14 protein-coding genes are annotated in these 19,811 nt (G+C 70.5%); 11 read left to right on the forward strand and 3 right to left on the reverse strand.

Annotation, left to right across the window (positions count from 1 at the left end; translation table 11 throughout):
- Positions 1 to 33: 33 nt before the first annotated feature.
- The gene (locus tag G6N37_RS26360) at positions 34 to 597 is read right to left on the reverse strand and encodes a DUF4333 domain-containing protein (RefSeq protein WP_232075137.1); all 564 of its coding nucleotides are present in this window, start codon (positions 595 to 597) and stop codon (positions 34 to 36) included.
- A 197-nt stretch (positions 598 to 794) separates the two neighbouring features.
- Here G6N37_RS26360 and G6N37_RS21800 point away from each other — a divergent pair, with 197 nt between their 5' ends.
- Positions 795 to 1,925: an FHA domain-containing protein gene (locus G6N37_RS21800; protein WP_163683490.1), complete on the forward strand. Its 1,131-nt coding sequence runs from the start codon at positions 795 to 797 to the stop codon at positions 1,923 to 1,925.
- Here the strand turns inward: G6N37_RS21800 and G6N37_RS21805 are convergent.
- Positions 1,922 to 2,293 (reverse strand): hypothetical protein, encoded by a 372-nt coding sequence (locus G6N37_RS21805; RefSeq protein WP_174813866.1) that lies wholly within the window; start codon positions 2,291 to 2,293, stop codon positions 1,922 to 1,924. The genes G6N37_RS21800 and G6N37_RS21805 overlap by 4 nt on opposite strands.
- Positions 2,294 to 2,356: 63 nt before the next feature.
- Positions 2,357 to 3,145, reverse strand: a complete 789-nt coding sequence (locus G6N37_RS21810) for a sensor domain-containing protein (protein WP_163683491.1) — start codon at positions 3,143 to 3,145, stop codon at positions 2,357 to 2,359.
- A 113-nt stretch (positions 3,146 to 3,258) separates the two neighbouring features.
- Here G6N37_RS21810 and G6N37_RS21815 point away from each other — a divergent pair, with 113 nt between their 5' ends.
- From G6N37_RS21815 to G6N37_RS21860, 10 genes are all read left to right on the forward strand, one after another.
- Positions 3,259 to 4,362, forward strand: coding sequence for a sensor domain-containing protein (locus tag G6N37_RS21815; RefSeq protein ID WP_163683492.1), 1,104 nt, complete (start codon positions 3,259 to 3,261; stop codon positions 4,360 to 4,362).
- Between the two features lie 117 nt (positions 4,363 to 4,479).
- The gene (locus G6N37_RS21820) at positions 4,480 to 5,850 is read left to right on the forward strand and encodes a DUF7373 family lipoprotein (RefSeq protein ID WP_232075140.1); all 1,371 of its coding nucleotides are present in this window, start codon (positions 4,480 to 4,482) and stop codon (positions 5,848 to 5,850) included.
- Positions 5,847 to 7,055, forward strand: coding sequence for a DUF7373 family lipoprotein (locus G6N37_RS21825; protein ID WP_163683493.1), 1,209 nt, complete (start codon positions 5,847 to 5,849; stop codon positions 7,053 to 7,055). The genes G6N37_RS21820 and G6N37_RS21825 overlap by 4 nt, the downstream gene beginning before the upstream one ends.
- A gap of 7 nt (positions 7,056 to 7,062) precedes the next feature.
- Positions 7,063 to 9,081 (forward strand): serine/threonine-protein kinase, encoded by a 2,019-nt coding sequence (locus tag G6N37_RS21830; RefSeq protein ID WP_163683494.1) that lies wholly within the window; start codon positions 7,063 to 7,065, stop codon positions 9,079 to 9,081.
- 54 nt (positions 9,082 to 9,135) lie between these two features.
- Positions 9,136 to 10,041: a class I SAM-dependent methyltransferase gene (locus G6N37_RS21835; protein WP_163683495.1), complete on the forward strand. Its 906-nt coding sequence runs from the start codon at positions 9,136 to 9,138 to the stop codon at positions 10,039 to 10,041.
- Between the two features lie 192 nt (positions 10,042 to 10,233).
- Positions 10,234 to 11,712, forward strand: a complete 1,479-nt coding sequence (locus tag G6N37_RS21840; protein WP_163683496.1) for a PPE family protein — start codon at positions 10,234 to 10,236, stop codon at positions 11,710 to 11,712.
- Between the two features lie 348 nt (positions 11,713 to 12,060).
- A complete protein-coding gene (eccA, locus tag G6N37_RS21845; protein ID WP_163685367.1) occupies positions 12,061 to 13,914 on the forward strand; it encodes a type VII secretion AAA-ATPase EccA in 1,854 nt (617 codons plus the stop codon).
- Entirely contained in the window at positions 13,911 to 15,521 is a 1,611-nt protein-coding gene (eccB, locus tag G6N37_RS21850; RefSeq protein WP_163683497.1) for a type VII secretion protein EccB, read from the forward strand. Before eccA ends, eccB begins: the two co-directional genes overlap by 4 nt.
- Complete coding sequence (gene eccCa, locus G6N37_RS21855) at positions 15,518 to 19,492, forward strand: type VII secretion protein EccCa (RefSeq protein WP_163683498.1); 3,975 nt, start codon at positions 15,518 to 15,520, stop codon at positions 19,490 to 19,492. Before eccB ends, eccCa begins: the two co-directional genes overlap by 4 nt.
- Positions 19,493 to 19,502: 10 nt before the next feature.
- On the forward strand, positions 19,503 to 19,811 hold the full coding sequence (locus G6N37_RS21860; protein WP_163683499.1) for a PE family protein: 309 nt from the start codon (positions 19,503 to 19,505) through the stop codon (positions 19,809 to 19,811).

Below are 19,811 nucleotides of genomic sequence, written 5' to 3' on the forward strand. Positions count from 1 at the left end.
GCGCCCGCGCCGGTGGATCCTCGGAGGCGAGGATCAGATCTTCGTTCCCTTCGCGGCGCTGACTTGATAGCTACCCGTGTCGTCGGTGAAGGTGACCACGAACTGATGTTTGAGGTGGTCGATGGTTGCCTGGCAGGTAAAGCTGCCACCCTTGGTCACGGTGGGGTTTTGGCCGTCGTTGCAGGAGACGTCGCCGACGTTCCTCGCGCCGTAACCCGCCGGGTCGGACAGCACGTGCGCGACACCGGCCTGCACGGCGGCGACGTCGAGTTGCTTGGTGACGAAAAAGCCCGGCGCCAACAATCCCGGGATGGCGACCGCCGCGGCGGCCACGGTGATCCCTGCGCCCAGGTAGAGCGGCAGACGTCTGCGCGCCGCGGACCGCGGGCCGTGTGGGGCGAAGGTGGTTGGCGCCCAGAAGTTCTCACCGGGACGGAGTTGCTGCCGAGGGTGGGGCAGGGGCGGGTGCGGCCTCCCCATGGGGAAGGGGCGCGGCAGCGGCCGGGTGGGTGGTTCGTGACAGGGCCCGGAGGTGGGCGGTGGCCCGGCCGGTGGTTGGGGGTATTGCCGTGGCGCCCTGGGCTGCGGTGGCTGCATCGGAGAACCTCTCTCGCTGTGGCCTGGGTGGCGGGTAGCGGGCCCGTGCTCGAACTCTAACCGAAGCGTACGATGAGTGCAATGTTTAAAAACATAGCACTAACCGCCTCAGCCGACTTCGCGCGCAGCCGCTGTAGCATCACCGGTAATGCATTGGGTCATACCGCAGCAGTGGCCCCCCGACCGAGGAGCGCTACGTGACATCCGGCCAATCGACGACCGCGCTCACCGTGCGGGTCGGGCAGGCGACCCACACGCTTGACCCCGCGGCCGGCGTCGCCGTCATCGGTCGAGACGCCGGGGCCGCGGTACGGGTGGACGACGAGCGGATCTCGCGGTCGCACGTGCGGCTCGAGCCGCACCGCGACGGCTGGCAGGCCTTCGACACCAGCACCAACGGGATGTTCGTCGACGGGATACGCCGCAACTCGGTCCTGCTCACCGGCGCCACCACCATCTATCTGGGCGCGCCCGACGGGGTGGCCGTGAGCCTGACCCCGCAGCACCCGTCGGAGGTGACGGGCGAGGAGTCGACCCAAGTCGTGCGCCCGTTCGACTCCGACGACGAACAGTGGTGGGAGGGCCAAAGCGACCCGGGCGTCATCCGCGCGGGCGGCGCGGTCGCCGAGCGCCGACAGCAGCTGGGGATCTCCCAGCGCAGCCTGGACCGCGACGGAATCATCAACGCGGGCGCCCTGATCAACTTCGAGAAGGGCCGCAGCTGGCCGCGTCGCAGCACGCTGGAGCGGCTGGAGAAGGTGTTGGACTGGCCCACGGGCCACATCACGCGCATCCGCCGCGGGGCGGTTCCGGCGCCGGCCGGCGGTGCGGTCAGGATCGCCCCGCCCCGGGCTGCCGGCGACGAGGCCACCGAGGTGCTGACCGACTCCGTTCAGGCGCCGCTGATGGCCGAGACGGTGGAACTGGCCATGCACACCCTCACCACCGCCGTCGCTGACCTGCCCGAGCCGACCGATCCCGACTTCACCCCCAGGGCCACCAAAATCCTCGCCGACCTGCGCAAGCTCGAAAGGTTGGCATCGAGCGCGGCGCGCAACGCCAAAGGCAGCCCGTCCGTCATCCTGGCGCTGAGCAGCGTGCGGCGCAGCTATAACGACTTGATGAGGCGGGCGGCGGCCTCGCCGGCGGCCACGCTGGGGCAGCGGCTCTACGGCGCCCGCCACCGGGCGGAACTGAGCCTCGAGGAGGCGGCCAACGGCGCCGGGCTGCCGGTATCCGCCCTCGAAGACGCCGAAGCCGAGCGCGCGATCTCTCCCGAGGCCACACGGGCCATCGAAAACCTCGTCGCGCAGCTGACAGTCAGTTAACGCCCCACCGGCGGCGCCGGGGACGGTGCCCACGGCGTCCCGATCCGGGTGGCATGAGCCTGGGCGGCCTGGCGGCGCAGATTTCTTCGCGCAGTGTGGTTTTCGAGTAAGGCAATCCAGTTCCAGCCCAGGATCGAGGCCACACTCCACCACCCGGCGAGCAGGTTATGCAACAGCGCGTCGTGCAGTGCGGCCTCGCACTGAGCGAATGTTCCGGTGACGGTGTAGGTCTGGTTGAACATGAGCACCACCGCGCCGGTGTGTTTCCTGATCCGTACCCGGAACAGCGGCTGGTTGCCGGGTGGGGCCGGGTAGTTGGCCTGCCAGGGGGCGTAGGGCTGCCGATAGGCGGGGTGCGGCGCAGACATCTTTCCTCCGTAATGGGTGGGGCGGTTCGGATTTCACGGCGCAAGGCCGTTGCGAGCGGTGGGTCAGGCTTGCGAGATCGCGGCGGTGGTTTTGGAGACGATGTCGCTCGCCTCGCTGGTGGTGTCGAACCCGCACCACAGGGCGTCGACGATGACGTTGTTGGCCAGCCCCATGGCGCGCTGGCAGGGTGCGCCGCGGCCACCGGGCTGGGTTTGCATGCTGGCCAACGTGGTGTCGGTGGCCTGCGGCGCGCCGAGATCCCAGGTGACGGGGGCGTGGCCGGGCGTGGTGACGGTGATCGACCGGTCGGCGCACCCAGTCCAGCGTGTCTTGGCCTGGCTGAAGAATTGCCGGGCCGAATCGGCGTCACGGAAGCCGATCAGCACTTGCACAAGCGCGTGCTCGGGAGCGACGGGTGCGGCGTCATCGAGTATCTGCCCTTGCACCGCCGTCCAGTTGCTGCCTTGGTAGTCGGCGGCTTCGGCGGGTGAATAGATGCCCAGGCAGCCCGGGTTGGAGACCATATTCTCGTCGTGCCACATCCGCGAGACCGGCTTGCGCACTGCCATGGCGGTGGTGTGCCCGATCGCGTTGACCTCGGTCTCCTTGAGCAGCAGATCGGCCAGGTTCTGGGGCAGGATCGCCGCCGGCTGCCAGTGGCCCAGGTCCGGGGCCGCGGCGGGGTGTCCGGTGGCGGTGGTGGTGCAGCCGCTCAGCACCACAGCGAGCGCGACGGCGGCGAGCAGTGCCCAGCGCGCGGTGGGCGCGAAGCGCGGTCTGCACCCGGCGCTGCCCGTATTCGGGGCGCCGGTTGTCGGCCCACCTTGGTGTGTCCGCGAAACAGCGCTCATGTCGGTCCTCCTGCCGGCTCGTGCGGTACGACGCAGACGCTAGCAATAAAAACGGAGCAGTGCAACGCTTAGAAACGTTGCACTAGGCCGAGCGCTGTGTTTCAATCGGGACTATGCACGACAACGCCGTTGCACCCGACGGCCGTCAGGACCGGTCCGCCGCCCTCGCGGTCGCCCCACCCCGCAGTCACCTCGTTCCGAAGGACGCCCCCATGCCCGACCACCCGCACCCGCCGATGACCACCACGACCTACCCCGCCCCGGGAAGCGTCCCGCCGGTACCGCGCAGCGCGTACCGACCCGCCCCGGCACCGTCCGTCGCCCCCGGGGACGAGGTCACCACGGTGTTGCCCCGCCGGCCGTTCGGGATCGCGGGTCCGCCCGCGGTGCCGGCGGCGATGCACGCCTGGGGGCCTGTGCCGGGTTACCCGCCCGCGTTCGCCCCGGCGCGCCGGCGGCGTCAACCCACCTGGGTGCAGATCGCCGTAGGGGCCGCGGTCGTGGTGACGCTGGTGGTCGCGGGTTTGGCGATCAACGTGGCAGGCAGCCCTGACGACACGGCGACCTCGACATCGATGCCGGCGCCGACGACTTCCGCGGCGCCGATCGACCCGGGCCCGGCACCGCAGACGCCCACGGTGCCGTTGTCGGCGCTGCCCGGGCTGATGCTGGATGTGGCAACCATCAACAGCATCGAGGGCGCCACCGACATTGCACCCTCACCCGACTCGGCCAACGACAACGGGGCCTACAGCGGCCTGAGCACCGACCGGCCCGAATGCGGCGAGATCCAAGCTCCCGCACTCGAATCGGAGCTGGACGGCAGCGGCTGGATCGGCGTGCGAACCCAGTCGCTGCAAGACCCCGTCGGCGCCCGGCACCTCAACCACAGCGCCGCGATCTACTTCGCCACCGCCAAGGCGGCCGACGACTTCGCGGCCAAACAGGCGCAGGCTTGGCCGAGATGCAACGGCGCCAGCCTGCGCCTGACCGTCCACCGAGAACCCACCAGCATCTGGATGGCGGGCACCGCCACCAACCGTGACGGCATGCTCAGCATCACCAACACTCAGGAAGGCGCCCGGGGGTGGCAGTGCCAGCGGGCCCTGACCGCACGCAACAACATCGTCATCGACGTGCGCAGCTGCGGCGACAACCGCACCGATCAAGCGATCACCATCGCCACCCGGATGGCCCAGCGCGTCACCGCCCGCTGAACTGAACAAAATCGGCGAACGAATCTGATGCGCTGGTGGGAGCGACTACCATTCTGCTGGTCTGGTCGGGGCCGCCACGGGTGGCCGGCAGTGGGGCGCCGAAACGAGGGGATAGGGATGGGGGATGGGCACGCGCCGCGCGGCCGCTCCCGGAGGATCGGCCGCCCGCGCGACAGCACCGACCCCGGTGCCGCCGGAGCCGACCGGCACCGAATGCGTGCGGAGGAGAAGCGAATCCGCGCCCGGGTGCGACGGCCGGCCGTGCTGATCGCCTCGCTGGCCGTGATGGCCGCGCTGGGCGGCTGTTCGACGGTGGTGACCGGCAGCGCCGTCAAGTCCGGCGGCCCGGCGCCGGCTGCGGCCAACGCGGCGCTGCTCGACCCGGGCAACTACCCGCGCCGGCCGCGCCCACCGCTGGGCACCGTCGCCGACGACGCAGCCGGGCGCCGTGTCGAAGCCCAGCGGATGGCAGAAATGGTGGCCGGCCCCTGGCAGGTCGACGGGACGATGATCAGCCCACTGAGCGCTGAAATAGCGCCCACCACAGCCCTTCCCGAGCCGGGGCGGCTCTCGGCGCTGGTGCGCGGTGATTCGATCGCCGCGATCGCCGCCGCGCATCACTTCGTGGCCGGCTTCGTCAGCGGGCGCGCCACCCCGCCACCACCACGCGGGCAACCCCCCGCTGACAAACCCAAGATCCTGGACAACGGGGTGTTCCGCTTCCCCGGCCCGCAAGACGCCACGGACGCCGCCGCGGCCATGGCGGACGCCGACCTGGCCACCATCCGGCCGGGCAACATCCCGGCCACCCGGCTGTCAATCCCGCAGCACCCCAACACGATCGCCAACGTCGCCCCCCTGTCCGGAGGCTTTGAGGCCGAAGCGTTCACCGCTCACGGCCCCTACGTACTTTTCCAGTTCGCGGGCTCTAAAGAGAGCGCGAGCGCGGTCGCCGACATGATCGCCAAAACGCTGGACCTGCAAGGCCCGATGGCCGACCACTTCCAGGCCACGCCCGTCGACCAGCTGGCCGCCTTGCCCGCCGACCCGACCGGACTGCTGGCCCGCACCGTGCCCGCCACCGACCCCGGCGTCAACCAGGCCGCGGTCTATGCACCACACGGCTCACTGCATTTCCGGTCCGACCCGGTGGCCACCCAGGCGGTGTACACCGACGCCGGAATCAACCGCGTCGCCGCCGACCGCACCACCGTCTACGAGGCGGTCGATATCACCGGCGCCCAGCGGGCCGCCGACGGGCTCGCCCGCATCGACGTCCCCTTCCTGGGCTACCGCTCCGCCCCCGGAATCACCGGACTGCCCGCGGCGCACTGCTTCGACCGCGGGGCCGATATCGGCGAGCTGGGCGCCGTTCGCTATCTGTGCGTGGCCACCGCCGATCGTTATGCGTTCAAAGTCACTGCCGCTCAGGAACTCGAGGCGCACCAGATCGTCGCCGCCCAATACCTGATGTTGACCGCGCCATGACGCGCCGCGTCCGCCAGTGGGCCCTCGCCGCCGCGGCCGCGGCATTGACGGTCGCCTGCAGTTCCACGGTCGCGGGGACCGCTGTCAAAGCCCCCGGGGCCGACAGTGCCGACGGCGTCGACCTCGCCCTGCTCGATGCCGGGAACTTCCCCACCACCCCGCGTGACCCGCTGGGCACCGCCGGTGACGGGCTGCGCGGCGGCTGGGCCGAAGGACGCCGCCTGGCCGGCGCCGTCGTGGGCCCCTGGGAGGCCGACCCCGACCTGATCGACTACGCCCAAGTCGATTCGGGCGTGGTCAAGGACGCTGACGCGGTCAACTCGCTGCTGGGCATCCCGATCGGCGAGGGCCTGGGCGGCCACAACCTACTGGCCGGGTTCTCCAGCTCGCGGCACACCGAGAAGGGCCCCTACAAGGGCCTGCTCAACATCGTGCTGGAGCTGGCCACCCCGGCCGACGCGACCGCCGCGACCGCCGCCATGGCCGCCAAGGGCGCGGCCCTGACAATGCCCTTCGAAACCAAACCCATTCCCACGCAGCCGTTTTCGATCCCACGTCACCCCGAAACTGCTGCGCTGACCTACCAGTGGACCGCGCGGTACCCAGACCCCGGCGGTCCACGGTTCTCGGTGACCGCCCTGAGTGCCCACGGTCAATATGTGCTGGCGCAAACGGGGACATCGTCGGACAATGCCGATATCGCAGCCCAATTGATCGCCACCACACTGGATTTGCAGCAGCCCTCGATCGACGCCTTCAAGCCCACCCCGCGCGATCAGCTGGCCCAGCTGCCGCTGGACCCCGACGGGCTGATGGCACGCACCCTGGCACCCCGACAGGAGAACGAATCGATCAGCGACGGCGTCTATGACCCGCACGGCGCGCTGCATGTGGCCACCGACAACCCGGTTCACCTACAGGCACTGTTCAAATCCGCCAACGTGCAGCAGGTCGCCTACGCCCTGGAAACCACGGTCTATCAAACGCCCGACGCCGGCGCGGCGGCGCGGATCGTCGCTGACATGTCCGGGCCACACCAAGTGGGCGGGATCAGCGGCATGCCCAAGGCGAAGTGCTTCAACGAGGCGTTGGGCTACTGGTGTGTGGCGCGCGCGGATCGCTACGCCTACGAGATGCAAAACGAACAGGAGAATGCGCTGCACCAGATGATGGCCGCCCAATATCGCATGCTCACCGGGAAATGAGCGCCTGATGCCGCTCGCTGTGGGAACGATCATCGCCGGATACCGCATCGAAGGTGTGCTCGGTTCCGGCGGGATGGGCACGGTGTACCTGGCCCGCCACCCGACGCTGCCTCGCAGCGACGCGTTGAAGATCCTGTCCGCCGAGCTGTCCGTGGACCGCCAATTCAGGGTCCGTTTCACCCGCGAAGCCGACTTGGCCGCCACCCTCAATCACCCGAATATCGTGCGGGTGTACAACCGCGGCGAAACCGACGACGGACACCTGTGGATCGCCATGGAGTATGTCGAAGGAACGGCGGCCAACGATCTGGACCGCGCCAACCTCACCCCGGCCCGCATCGTGCGCATCATCACCGACGTTGCCGCCGCACTTGATTACGCCCACTCCCGGCGGGTGCTGCACCGCGACATCAAACCCGGCAACTTCTTGATCTCCGCTCCCGGCAGCGACCATGAACGAGTGTTGTTGGCCGACTTCGGCATTGCCCGTGCCCTCGATGACGCAACCGCGTTGACCGCCACGGGCTCCATGGTCGGAACCGCCGCCTACGCCGCACCGGAGACCATCGAAGGCGGCCCGGCCGACGCCCGCAGCGATATCTACTCGCTGGGATGCGCCCTGTTCCGGTTGCTGACCGGCCGCAGCCCCTACGAGGACAACTCACTGTCGGCGATCTTGGCCGGACACCTGATGCGGCCCGTCCCGCGCCCCACCGAGATCAACCCCGCCCTGCCCCGCGAGATCGACGAGGTGATCGCCCGGGCGCTGGCCAAAGACCCCGCCGAGCGCTTCCCGACGGCGGGCGCACTGGCCGCGGCCACCGCCGCCGCGCTCACCAATAACCCCGCGCCGCCGGCCACCGGCCCCAGCGGGCCACCGGCAGGCAATCCGACCAATCCCACGCTGACCTATCCGCCAACCGTGCCTCCGGGGGCGACCGGTGCGCCGGGGTGGCCCGCCTACCACCCCGGGGTGGCCGGGTCCACGAATCATCCCGCGCCCCAATGGGTTTCGGGCATGCACCCGTTGGCCGGCGGGCCGGGGCCATCGCCCCAAGCCCAGCGGCGCAGACGCACCCGCCTGATCGTGGCGGCGACCGTTCTTGTCGCGGCGTTGGCCGTCGCCACGGTCGTGGGCGTTCACCTGTTCGGCCGCACCAGCGGCGGACTGGGCCCGTATGAACCACAAACCCTCACCACCAAATTCGGCACCCTCAAACTCGAGCACCGCCCGCTGGCCATCGCCGCGCTCGGACCCGGCGATCCCGATGCAGTCCTGTCGCTGGGGGCCCAGCCCGTCCTCATGAACGCGGCCAACGCGACCGTGCCGAACTGGCTGCAACCGCTCATCCACTCGTCCCCGCCGGTGTTCGCGGCGGCCGACACCGCCGCGATCACCGCCGCCAAACCCGACCTCATCATCGACACCGGCGACATCGACCAACCCACCTACAACGCGTTGACGGCGATCGCGCCCACTCTCGCCCGGCCCGCCGACGACACCCGAGACTGGACCTGGCAGACGCAGCTGAACTGGATCGCCACCGCGCTCGGCCGCACCGACGCGGCCAAAACCCTGATCGACACGGCGCAGTCCCAGCAGAACACCATCCGCTCGGAGCACGGCAGCTTTTCCGGCAAATCCGTCCTCGTCGTGAACTACACCGGCACCACCACGACGGCCGCCGCGGACCCGTCGCCGCCGAGCGGCTACCTGGAGGGCGTGGGCTTCACCTACAACCCCCACTACAAACGCAGCCCCGGCGGACCCGCAGAAGTCCCGTTCAACATCAACGACGCCGACTACATCTCGCAACGCAGCGACGTGATGCTGCTGCTGCGCACCGACCCCGCGGCCGGCGGCGGGGGATACGCCGGCCTGCCCGCCAGATACACCACTTTCGGCGGCACGCTGGTCATCGTCGACGACCCCGCCGCCATAGCCGCCCTCAACGCCGGCGGCCCCGCGGCCACCACGTACCTCAACACCGCGCTGGTCCCCAAGCTCAGCAACCAAATCCGCTGACGCCGTGGCGGTGGGCGCCGTCGCCCGACACCGGGCGCCGGTAATGTCGAATTCGTGCGTAGTGAAGGCGATACCTGGGATATCACAACAAGTGTCGGTTCGACGGCGTTGTTCGTCGCGACGGCCCGAGCGCTGGAGGCGCGGAAGCCCGACCCGCTGGCCGTCGACCCTTATGCGGAGGTGTTCTGCCGCGCCGTGGGCGGCTGGGCGGCCGACGTGCTGGACGGCAGGGCCCCCGATCACGAGCTGACGACGGCCGAGTTCGGCGAGCACTTCGTCAACTTCCAGGGCGCGCGGACCAAATACTTCGACGAGTATTTCCGTCGCGCCGCCGCCGCGGGCGTGCGGCAGGTCGTCATCCTGGCGGCCGGACTGGATTCGCGCGCCTACCGCCTGGACTGGCCGGCCGGCACCACGATCTTCGAGTTGGACCAGCCACAGGTGCTCGACTTCAAGCGCGAGGTGCTCGCCGGGCAGGGCGCCCAGCCCAAGGCGGAGCGCCGGGAGATCGCCGTTGACCTGCGCGACGACTGGCCGCAGGCGCTGCGTGACAGCGGCTTTGACGCCGCCAAGCCGTCGGCGTGGATCGCCGAGGGCCTGTTGATCTACCTTCCGGCCGCCGCGCAGGAGCAGCTGTTCACCGGCATCGACGGCCTGGCCGCCGCGGGCAGCCACGTCGGGGTCGAGGACGGCGCGCCGCTCGACCAGGACGACTTCGAAAAGAAACGCGAGGAAGAACGCGCCGCCATGGCCGAGGGCGCCGAGCGGCCCTTCTATCAGCTGGTCTACAACGAGCGGATCGCGCCGGCCACCGACTGGTTCGGCGAGCGGGGATGGACCGCGGTCGGCACCCCGCTGGCCGACTTCCTGCGTCAGAACGGCAGGCCCGTGCCCGGGCCGGACGTCGACGCCGGGCCGATGGTCGCCCGCAACACCCTGGTGAGCGCGGTCAAGGCCTGACCCGCTGCGGTCGGGCTCCCGATGAGTTCTCCATGAGTTGAGCGCGCGCCGGAACTTTCGCGCGCCGCCCTGCGACTACTACCGGGCTGATCGGTGCGCCGCCCAACAGCCCGGGCGGCGCCGATCTCAGCCCGGCGAGGAGTCTGGCGTGACGCTGCACGCTTTTTTCGATAGCCCGGCCGGCGGCCGACGATGACCGCGCCGGTGTGGATGGCGCTGCCGCCGGAGGTCCATTCGACGCAGCTGAGCAGTGGTCCCGGGCCGGCCGGGCTGCTGGCCGCCGCGGCCGCGTGGAGTTCGCTGAGCACGACCTACGTCTCGGCGGCCGACGAGCTGTCCGCGACCCTGGCCGCGGCGCAGGCCGGGGCGTGGGAGGGGCCCACCGCCGAGCGGTACGTGGCCGCCCACGCGCCCTACCTGGCATGGCTGACGCGGGCCGGCGCCACCAGTGCGGCGGCCGCGGCCCGGCACGAGACCGCGGCCACGGCCTACACCGCGGCGCTGGCCGCCATGCCGACGTTGCCGGAGCTGGCCGCGAACCACGCGACGCACGGCGCCCTGGTGGCGACGAACTTCTTCGGTGTGAACACCATCCCGATCGCGCTCAACGAGGCCGATTACGCGCGGATGTGGGTCCAGGCCGCCACCACGATGTCCACTTATCAGGCGGTATCGACCGCGGCCGTGGCCTCGACACCGCAGACCGACCCGGCGCCGGCCATCGTGCAGGCCGACAGCAGCGGCGACGGCGGCGACGAGCCCGACGACACCGGCATCGTCGACAACGACGGCGGCAACCCGTACCAGCTCAGCTGGTGGATCAACCGATTCACCGAGATCTTCCAAACCATCGCACGAGACCTCGAGGAGTTCCCCGAGAACCCGTCGGCCGCGCTGACGGAGCTGCTGCGCGACATCTGGTTGTTGATCGTGGACGAGTTCAGCCACGCGATCGAGGCCTTCCAGGCGTTCGCCCCCCAAATCGCGGCGTTCGCGCTCGCCCTGCCGGCGGGGGCCGCGGCGGGCTTGGTCGGCCTGGTGGGGCTGACCGCGGTCCAGCCCGAACCGGCCTCCGCGCCCGCCGCCGTCCCCGCGCCGGTACCGCAGGCCCCGAAGATGCCCGCGGTGGCCGCCGGCGCGCCGGTGAGTGTCGCGGCCACGGCCCCGGCACCGTCGACTGCCCCGACCTCCGCCCCGGCGCCCGCGTCAACGACGGTGCCGGCCACCGGAACCGCGCCGCCCGGCATCGGCGGCGGCGCCTTTCCCTACCTGGTCGGTGGGCCGACCCTGGGGTCCGGCACGGGCATGGGCGCCGGCGCGCAACGCAAGGCGACGAAGCCGGACTCGGCCGCGGCCGCGGCGGCCGCCGCGGCGGTGGCGCGCGAGCAGCGGCGGGCGCGCCGGCGCCGTCAGGCGGCGATGCCCGAGCACCAGCGCGGCTACCGGTACGAGTTCGTCGACTCCGACGGCGGGACGGCACCCGACGGGTTCGTCGAGCCGGCACCATTCGCCGCGACGGCGGCGTCCGATCGGGGGGCGGGCACGCTGGGTTTCGCCGGAACGGCGAGCAAGGCCCCGGCCGACGCGGCGGGCCTGGCGACGCTGACCGGCGACGAGTTCGGCGGCGGGCCCGCGCTACCGATGCTGCCGGGCTCGTGGGAGCCGGACTAGCGGGGCCCGGAACTTTTGGGCCGCGGCGGACGACTACTGGCTGCGTGTTCGTTCCCGCAGCGCCACGCTGGCCGGCGATCGGCGGGGCGGAGCCTCGGATTGCTAATGAAAATGGTTTTCGATAAGCTCGGCCGCTTAGGAGGGGCTGACAGCGGGCTGCCAACCCGAAGAGGCGGGAAAGAACCGGAAATGCGGATAAATATGGGGTTCAATCTCCGCATCAGCGGCGTAGAACGGGGAGTGGCGTGGTGAGTCGAACGGGCCCGCGCGCCTCGACACTTAGCTTATGCAATGCTAACTTCAGGCGCGTTAGGTTAGGGGAGGCTACACAAATGGAGAGGCGTGGCCGTGGAACTCGGTGACACCGGCGTGCTCGCCGCCCAGCCCGTCAATTCCCGGGTCGAAGCACGGGTCGACGGCGACGTCGTCAGCCGGTTCGCCACGTGCTGCCGCGCGCTCGGTCTCTCGGTCTACCAGCGCCAGCGCCCGGCCGACCTGGCCGCCGCCCGCTCCGGGTTCACCGCCTTGACCCGCATCGCCCACGATCAGTGCGACGCCTGGACCGGGCTGGCCGCCGCCGGCGACGCGTCCCTGCGGGTGCTGGAGGCGGTCTCGCAGACCGCGCCGACGGCCGGCACGCTGCAGCGGAAGGTGGATCTGGCGCCCGGCGCGCTGGGCTTCCGCTACGACACCGGCCTGTATCTGCAGTTTCGCGCCGTCACGCCCGACGACTTCCACCTGGCCTACGCGGCGGCCCTGGGGACGGCCGGCCGGTTGGCCGATGCCGACCGGATCGTCACCGGCCTGACCGCGCGGCGCCCGAACTGGCGCGAAGCCCGCTGGGTCGCCGTCGTCGTCAACTACCGCGCCGAGCGGTGGTCGGACGTCGTCAAGTTGCTGACGCCGGTCGTCAACGACGCCGACCTCGACGAGGCCTTCTCGCACGCGGCCAGGATCGCGCTGGGCACCGCGCTGGCGCGGCTGGGCATGTTCGCCCCGGCGCTGTCCTACCTCGAGGAACCCGACGGTCCCGTCGCGGTGGCGGCGGTCGACGGGGCGCTGGCCAAGGCGCTCGTGCTGCGCGCGCACGTCGACGAGGATTCGGCGAGCGAAGTGCTGCAGGACCTCTACGCCGCCCATCCGGAGAACGAACAGATCGAGCAGGCCCTGTCCGACACCAGCTTTGGGATCGTGACCACCACCGCGGCCCGAATCGAGGCGCGCACCGACCCCTGGGACCCGGACACGGAGCCCAGTGCCGAGGACTTCGTGGACCCCGCGGCCCACGAACGCAAGTCGGTGCTGCTGCACGAGGCCGAACTCCAGCTCGCCGAATTCATCGGGCTGGACGAGGTCAAAAACCAGGTGTCGCGGCTGAAGAGCTCGGTGGCCATGGAACTCGTGCGCAAGCAGCGCGGGCTGGCCGTCGCGCAGCGCGCCCACCACCTGGTCTTCGCCGGGCCGCCCGGCACCGGAAAGACCACCATCGCCCGCGTGGTCGCCAAGATCTATTGCGGCCTTGGGCTGTTGAAGCGGGAAAACATCCGAGAGGTGCACCGCGCCGACCTGATCGGGCAGCACATCGGCGAGACCGAGGCCAAGACCAACGCGATCATCGACAGCGCCCTGGACGGGGTGCTGTTCCTCGACGAGGCCTACGCCCTGGTGGCCACGGGCGCCAAGAACGACTTCGGGCTGGTGGCCATCGACACCCTGCTGGCGCGGATGGAGAACGACCGCGACCGGCTGGTGGTCATCATCGCCGGGTACCGTGCCGACCTCGACAAGTTCCTGGACACCAACGAGGGCCTGCGGTCCCGGTTCACCCGCAACATCGACTTCCCTTCCTACGCACCGTCGGAGCTCGTCGAGATCGCGACCAAGATGGCCGAGCAGCGTGACAGCGTCTTCGAACAGGCCGCGCTCGACCACATGGAGGCGCTGTTCACCAAGCTGGCCACCGAGTCGACACCGGACGCCAACGGAATTTCGCGGCGCAACCTCGACATCGCCGGCAACGGTCGCTTCGTCCGCAACATCGTCGAGCGCTCCGAGGAAGAACGCGAATTCCGGCTCGACCACTCGGACCACGCCGGGACCGGGGAATTCAGTGACGAGGAGCTGATGACCATCACCGACCAAGACGTCGAGAACTCGGTGGAGCCGTTGTTGCGCGGCCTCGGCCTGTCGGTGCCGGCATGACGAATCCCGAATCGGACGACCGGCGTTCGTTCGCCTCGCGTACCCCGGTCAACGACAATCCCGACCAGGTCGAGTATCGGCGCGGCTTCGTCACCCGCCACCAGGTCAGCGGCTGGCGATTCGTGATGCGGCGCATCGCTTCCGGCATCGCCCTGCACGACACCCGGATGCTCGTCGACCCGTTGCGCACCCAGTCGCGCGCGGTGCTGATGGGCGTGGTCCTGCTGGCCACCGGCCTGGCGGGCTGCTTCGTGTTCTCGCTGATCCGGCCCAACGGGACGGCGGGCACCAACGCCGTACTCGCCGACCGGTCGACCGCCGCCCTGTACGTGCGGGTGGGCGACCAGCTGCACCCGGTGCTCAACCTGACCTCGGCCCGGCTGATCGCCGGGAAGCCGGTCAACCCCGCCACGGTGAAAAGCACCGAGCTGGACCGTTTTCCGCGCGGCAACCTGATCGGCATTCCGGGCGCGCCGGAGCGCATGGTGCAAAACACCACGCGCGACGCGAACTGGACCGTGTGCGACGGCATCGGCGGGACGGCGCACGCCGTGCACAGCACCGGTGTCACGGTGATCGCCGGCCGCCCCGACAGCAGCGGCGCGCGGGCCGCCAAGCTCGACACCAAACAGGCGATCCTGGTGGACTTCCCGACGGACAAGGGCAACGGCACCTGGCTGCTGTGGGACGGCAGGCGCAGCCAGATCAACCTGGCCGACCACGCGGTCACCAACGCGCTTGGCTTGGGGCTGAACAACTCCGACATCCCCGCGCCCCGGCCCATCGCGCTGGGATTGTTCAACGCCATCCCCGAGGCGCCGCCGCTGGCGGCGCCGGCCATCCCCAACGCCGGCGCCCCGGCGGGCTTCAGCGTGCCCGCGCCGATCGGGGCGGTCGTGGTTTCCTATGCGCTGGACCAGAACTCGGCGGGCGCGCTGCGCTACTACGCGGTGCTGCCGGACGGCCTGCAGCCCATCTCCCCGGTGCTCGCGGCGATCCTGCGCAACACCAACTCCTATGGCCTGGACCAACCGCCGCGGCTGGGCGCCGACGCCGTGGCCAAGCTGCCGGTGTCGCGGATGCTGGACACCTCGCGCTATCCCGAGCAGCAGGTCACCCTCGTGGACGCAGCCAAAGACCCCGTCACGTGCGCGTACTGGAGCAAGCCGGCGGGCGCCGCCACCAGCTCGCTGAGCCTGATGGCCGGTTCGGCGCTGCCGGTGCCCGAGTCGATCCGCACCGTCGACCTGGTCGGCGCCTCCGCGGCCACCGCCACCCGCGTTGCCCTGGCCCCGGGCACCGGATACTTCGCCCAGACCGTCACCGGCGGTGCCGGCGCGCCCGGCACCGGGTCGTTGTTCTGGGTGTCCGACACCGGGGTCCGCTACGGCATCGACAACGAGGCGGAGAGCTCGGCCGCCGGGCGCGGCAAAACCGTTGAGGCCCTTGGCCTGAGCGAGCCGGCGGTGCCCGCCCCGTGGTCGGTGCTGTCGCTGTTCGCCAGTGGCCCCACCCTGTCGCGCGCCGACGCGCTGCTCGCGCACGACGGGCTGGCGCCCGACACCAAGCCCGGCCGCGTGGCATCAGCAGAGGGAGCGCCCCGATGAGCCGACTCATCTTCGAAGCCCGCCGCCGGCTGGCGCCGCCGGTCACCCGCAAGGGCACCATCAACATCGAGGCGCCGCCCGAGCTGCCGCGGGTGATCCCGCCGTCGTTCCTGCGCCGGGCGATGCCCTACGTGCTGGTGATCCTGATCGTCGGCATGGTCGTCGCGCTCTTCGCCACCGGGATGCGGCTGATCTCCCCGCAGACGCTGTTCTTCCCGTTTGTGTTGCTGCTGGCCGCCACCGCGATGTATCGCGGCAACGACAACAAGGCGCGCACCGAGGAGGTCGACGCCGAACGCGCCGACTACCTGCGCTACCTGTCGGTGGTCCGCGACAACATCCGTACCCAGGCCGCCCAGCAGCGGGCCGCCGCCGAATGGTCGCACCCCACGCCGACGGTCCTGGCGAGCGTGTCCGGCTCGCGCCGGCAGTGGGAGCGGGACCCGCACGACCCGGACTTCCTGGTGGTGCGGGCCGGCCGCCACCAGGTTCCCCTGAGCACGGCGCTGCGGGTCAACGACACCGCCGACGAGATCGACCTGGAACCCGTGTCGCACAGCGCATTACGCAGCCTGATCGACACCCACCGCGTCGTTCGCGACGTGCCGACCGGAATCGACCTGACCAAGGTCTCGCGGATCACCGTGCTGGGCGAGGCGGAGGACGCGCGGGCGGCGATGCGCGCGTGGATCGCCCAGGCGGTGACGTGGCACGACCCGACGGTGCTGGGGGTGGCGCTGGTCGCCCGCGACCTGGAGAGCCCCGACTGGTCCTGGCTGAAATGGCTTCCGCACACCGACGTTCCGGGCGAGCTCGACGGTGTCGGGCCGGCCCGCTTGCTGACCACCAACCCCGACGAACTGGTCCTGCTGCTGGGCCCCGCGTTCGTCGACCGCCCGGCGTTCACCGGCGCGCCCGCCGACACGCTGCGCCACCTGCTGATCGTCGTCGACGACCCCGACCTCGACCTGAACACCTCGACGCTGGCCCTGGGCCGGGCGGGCGTCACCGTCGTGCACCGCGGCGCGACACCGCCACACCGCGAGCAGTATTCGGACCCGGAGAGGCCGATCCTGCGCGTCATCGGCGAGGGCAGCCGAGCGGGGGCCCTGGAGCGCTGGCAGACCGGCGGCTGGCAGCCCTACATCGACGAGGCCGACCGGTTCGGCGCCGACGAGGCCGCCCACCTGGCGCGCCAACTGGCGCGCTGGGATTCCAACCCGACCCACACCGGTCTGCGCTCGGCGGCCACCCGCGGTGCCACCTTCACCACACTGCTGGGGATTCCCGACGCCTCGCGGCTGGACGTCCCCACGATGTGGGCGCCGCGGCGCCGCGACGACGAGTTGCGCGTACCCATCGGCGTCACCGCGACCGGTGAGCCGCTGTTCTTCGACCTCAAGGACGAGGCCGAGGGCGGGATGGGCCCGCACGGCCTGATGATCGGTATGACGGGCTCCGGAAAGTCGCAGACCCTGATGTCGATCCTGTTGTCGCTGTTGACGACTCATTCGGCGGACCGGCTGATCGTGATCTACGCCGACTTCAAGGGTGAGGCCGGCGCCGACAGCTTCCGCCACTTCCCGCAGGTCGTCGCGGTGATCTCCAACATGGCCGAGAAGAAATCGCTCGCCGACCGGTTCGCCGACACGCTGCGCGGCGAGGTGGCCCGCCGCGAGACGCTGCTGCGCGAGGCCGGGCGCCGCGTCCAGGGCAGCGCGTTCAACTCGGTGGTCGAATACGAGGGCGCCATCGCGGCCGGGCATGACCTGCCGCCCATTCCGACGCTGTTCGTGGTCGCCGACGAGTTCACCCTGATGCTGGCCGACCACCCGGAATACGCGGAGTTGTTCGATTACGTTGCGCGCAAGGGCCGCTCGTTCCGCATCCACATCCTGTTCGCGTCACAGACGCTGGACGTGGGCAAGATCAAGGACATCGACAAGAACACCTCCTACCGCATCGGGCTGAAGGTGGCCAGCCCCAGCGTGTCCCGCCAGATCATCGGCGTGGAGGACGCCTACCACATCGAATCGGGCAAGGAGCACAAGGGCGTGGGCTTTCTGGTGCCAGCCCCGGGCGCGGCCCCGATCAAATTTCGCAGCACCTACGTCGACGGCATCTACGAGCCGCCGCGGCAGGCGAAATCCTTTGTGGTGCACGCCGCCCCGGAGCCCAAGCTGTTCACGGCCGGGCGCGTCGAGCCCGATCAGGACACGGTGATCTCAACCGCCGACGACGAAGAGCACACCGGGCCCCCGCGCAAGCTGATCGCCACCATCGGTGACCAGTTGGCGCGCTACGGGCCTCGGGCCCCGCAGCTGTGGCTGCCGCCGCTGGACGAGCCGATCCCGCTGACCGCGATGCTGGGGCGCGCCGGGGTGCCGCAGCGCCAGTGGCGGTGGCCGCTGGGCGAGATCGACAAACCCTTCGAAATGCGCCGCGACCCACTGGTGTTCGACGCCACCTCGTCGGCCGGGAACATGGTGATCCACGGCGGCCCCAAGTCCGGCAAATCGACCGCGCTGCAGACGTTCATCCTGTCGGCGGCCAGCCTGCACTCGCCGCGCGACGTCACGTTCTACTGCCTGGACTACGGCGGCGGCAAGCTGCGGGCGCTGGAAGACCTGGCGCACGTCGGCAGCGTCGCCTCCGCGCTGGAACCCGAGCGCATCCGGCGCACCTTCGGCGAGCTCGAGCAACTGCTGCTGTCCCGGCAGCGGCGCGAGGTGTTCCGCGACCGGCACGGCGCCGCCCCCGACGACGGGTACGGCGAGGTGTTCTTGGTCATCGACAACCTGTACGCCTTCGGCCGGGACAACACCGATCAGTTCAACACCCGGAATCCGTTGTTGGCCAAGGTGACCGAGCTGGTCAACGTCGGGCTCGCCTACGGCATCCACGTCGTCATCACCACCCCGAGCTGGCTCGAGGTGCCCTTGGCGATGCGCGACGGCCTCGGTTTGCGCCTCGAGCTCAAACTGCACGATCCGCGGGACAGCAACGTGCGGCTCGTCGGTGCGCTGCGGCGTCCCGCGGAAGCCGTGCCGCACGACCAGCCGGGCCGCGGGTTGACCATGGCCGCCGAACACTTCTTGTTCGCCGCGCCGGAGCTGGACCAGATCGCCGCGCTCAACGCCCGCTACCCGGGCATGGCCGCGCCGCCGGTGCGGCTGCTGCCGACCAACCTTGCTCCCGAGGCGGTCGGCGCGCTCTATCGCGGGCCGGAGCAGGTGGTGATCGGCCAGCGTGAGGAGGACCTCGCCCCGGTCGTCGTCAACTTCGCCGACGAGCCGCTGCTGATGGTGCTCGGCGACAGCAAGTCGGGCAAAACGACGTTGCTGCGCCACATCATTCGCACCATCCGCGAGCACTCCACCGCCGACCAGGCGGCCTTCACCGTGCTGGATCGGCGGCTGCATCTGGTCGACGAGCCCTTGTTCGCCGACAACGAGTACACCGCCAACATCGACCGCATCATCCCGGCGATGTTGGGGCTGGCCAACATCATCGAATCGCGGCGTCCCCCGGCCGGGCTGTCGCCCGGCGAGCTGGCCCGCTGGACGTACGCGGGCCACACCCACTACCTGATCATCGACGACGTCGACCAGATACCGGACTCGCCGGCGATGAGCGGCCCCTACGTCGGGCAGCGACCGTGGAGCCCGCTGATCGGAATCCTCTCGCAGGCGGCCGATTTGGGGCTGCGGGTGATCGTCACGGCACGTGCCACCGGGTCCGGGCACGCCCTGATGACCAATCCGCTGCTGCGCCGCTTCAACGACTTGCAGGCCACCACGCTGATGCTGGCGGGCAATCCGCAGGACAGCGGCAAGATCCGCGGTCAGCGGTTCGGCCGCTTGCCGGCCGGGCGGGCGATCTTGTTGGGCGACAGCGACAGTCCGACCTACGTGCAGTTGGTCAACCCGTTGGTGGGTCAGGCCGCGATGTCCGGTGAAACGCAACAGTAAGGGGAGAGTCATGACGTTGCGAGTGGTTCCCGAGGGCCTGGCGGCGACCAGCGCCGCGGTGGAGGCGCTGACGGCGCAGCTGGCGGCCGCGCATGCGGCGGCCGCCCCCGCCATCACCGCGGTGGTGCCGCCGGCGGTGGATCCGGTGTCGGTGCAGACGGCCATCGGGTTCAGCGCCCAGGGCCAGGAGCACGCCGCGGTCGCCGCCCAAGGGGTGGAAGAACTCGGCCGCGCCGGCGTGGGCGTCGGCGAAGCCGGCGCCAGCTATCTCACCGGGGACGCCTCGGCCGCCGCGACGTATGGGTTCGCGGGCGCCTGA

The organism is Mycobacterium seoulense (assembly GCF_010731595.1).
GTDB lineage: Bacteria > Actinomycetota > Actinomycetes > Mycobacteriales > Mycobacteriaceae > Mycobacterium > Mycobacterium seoulense.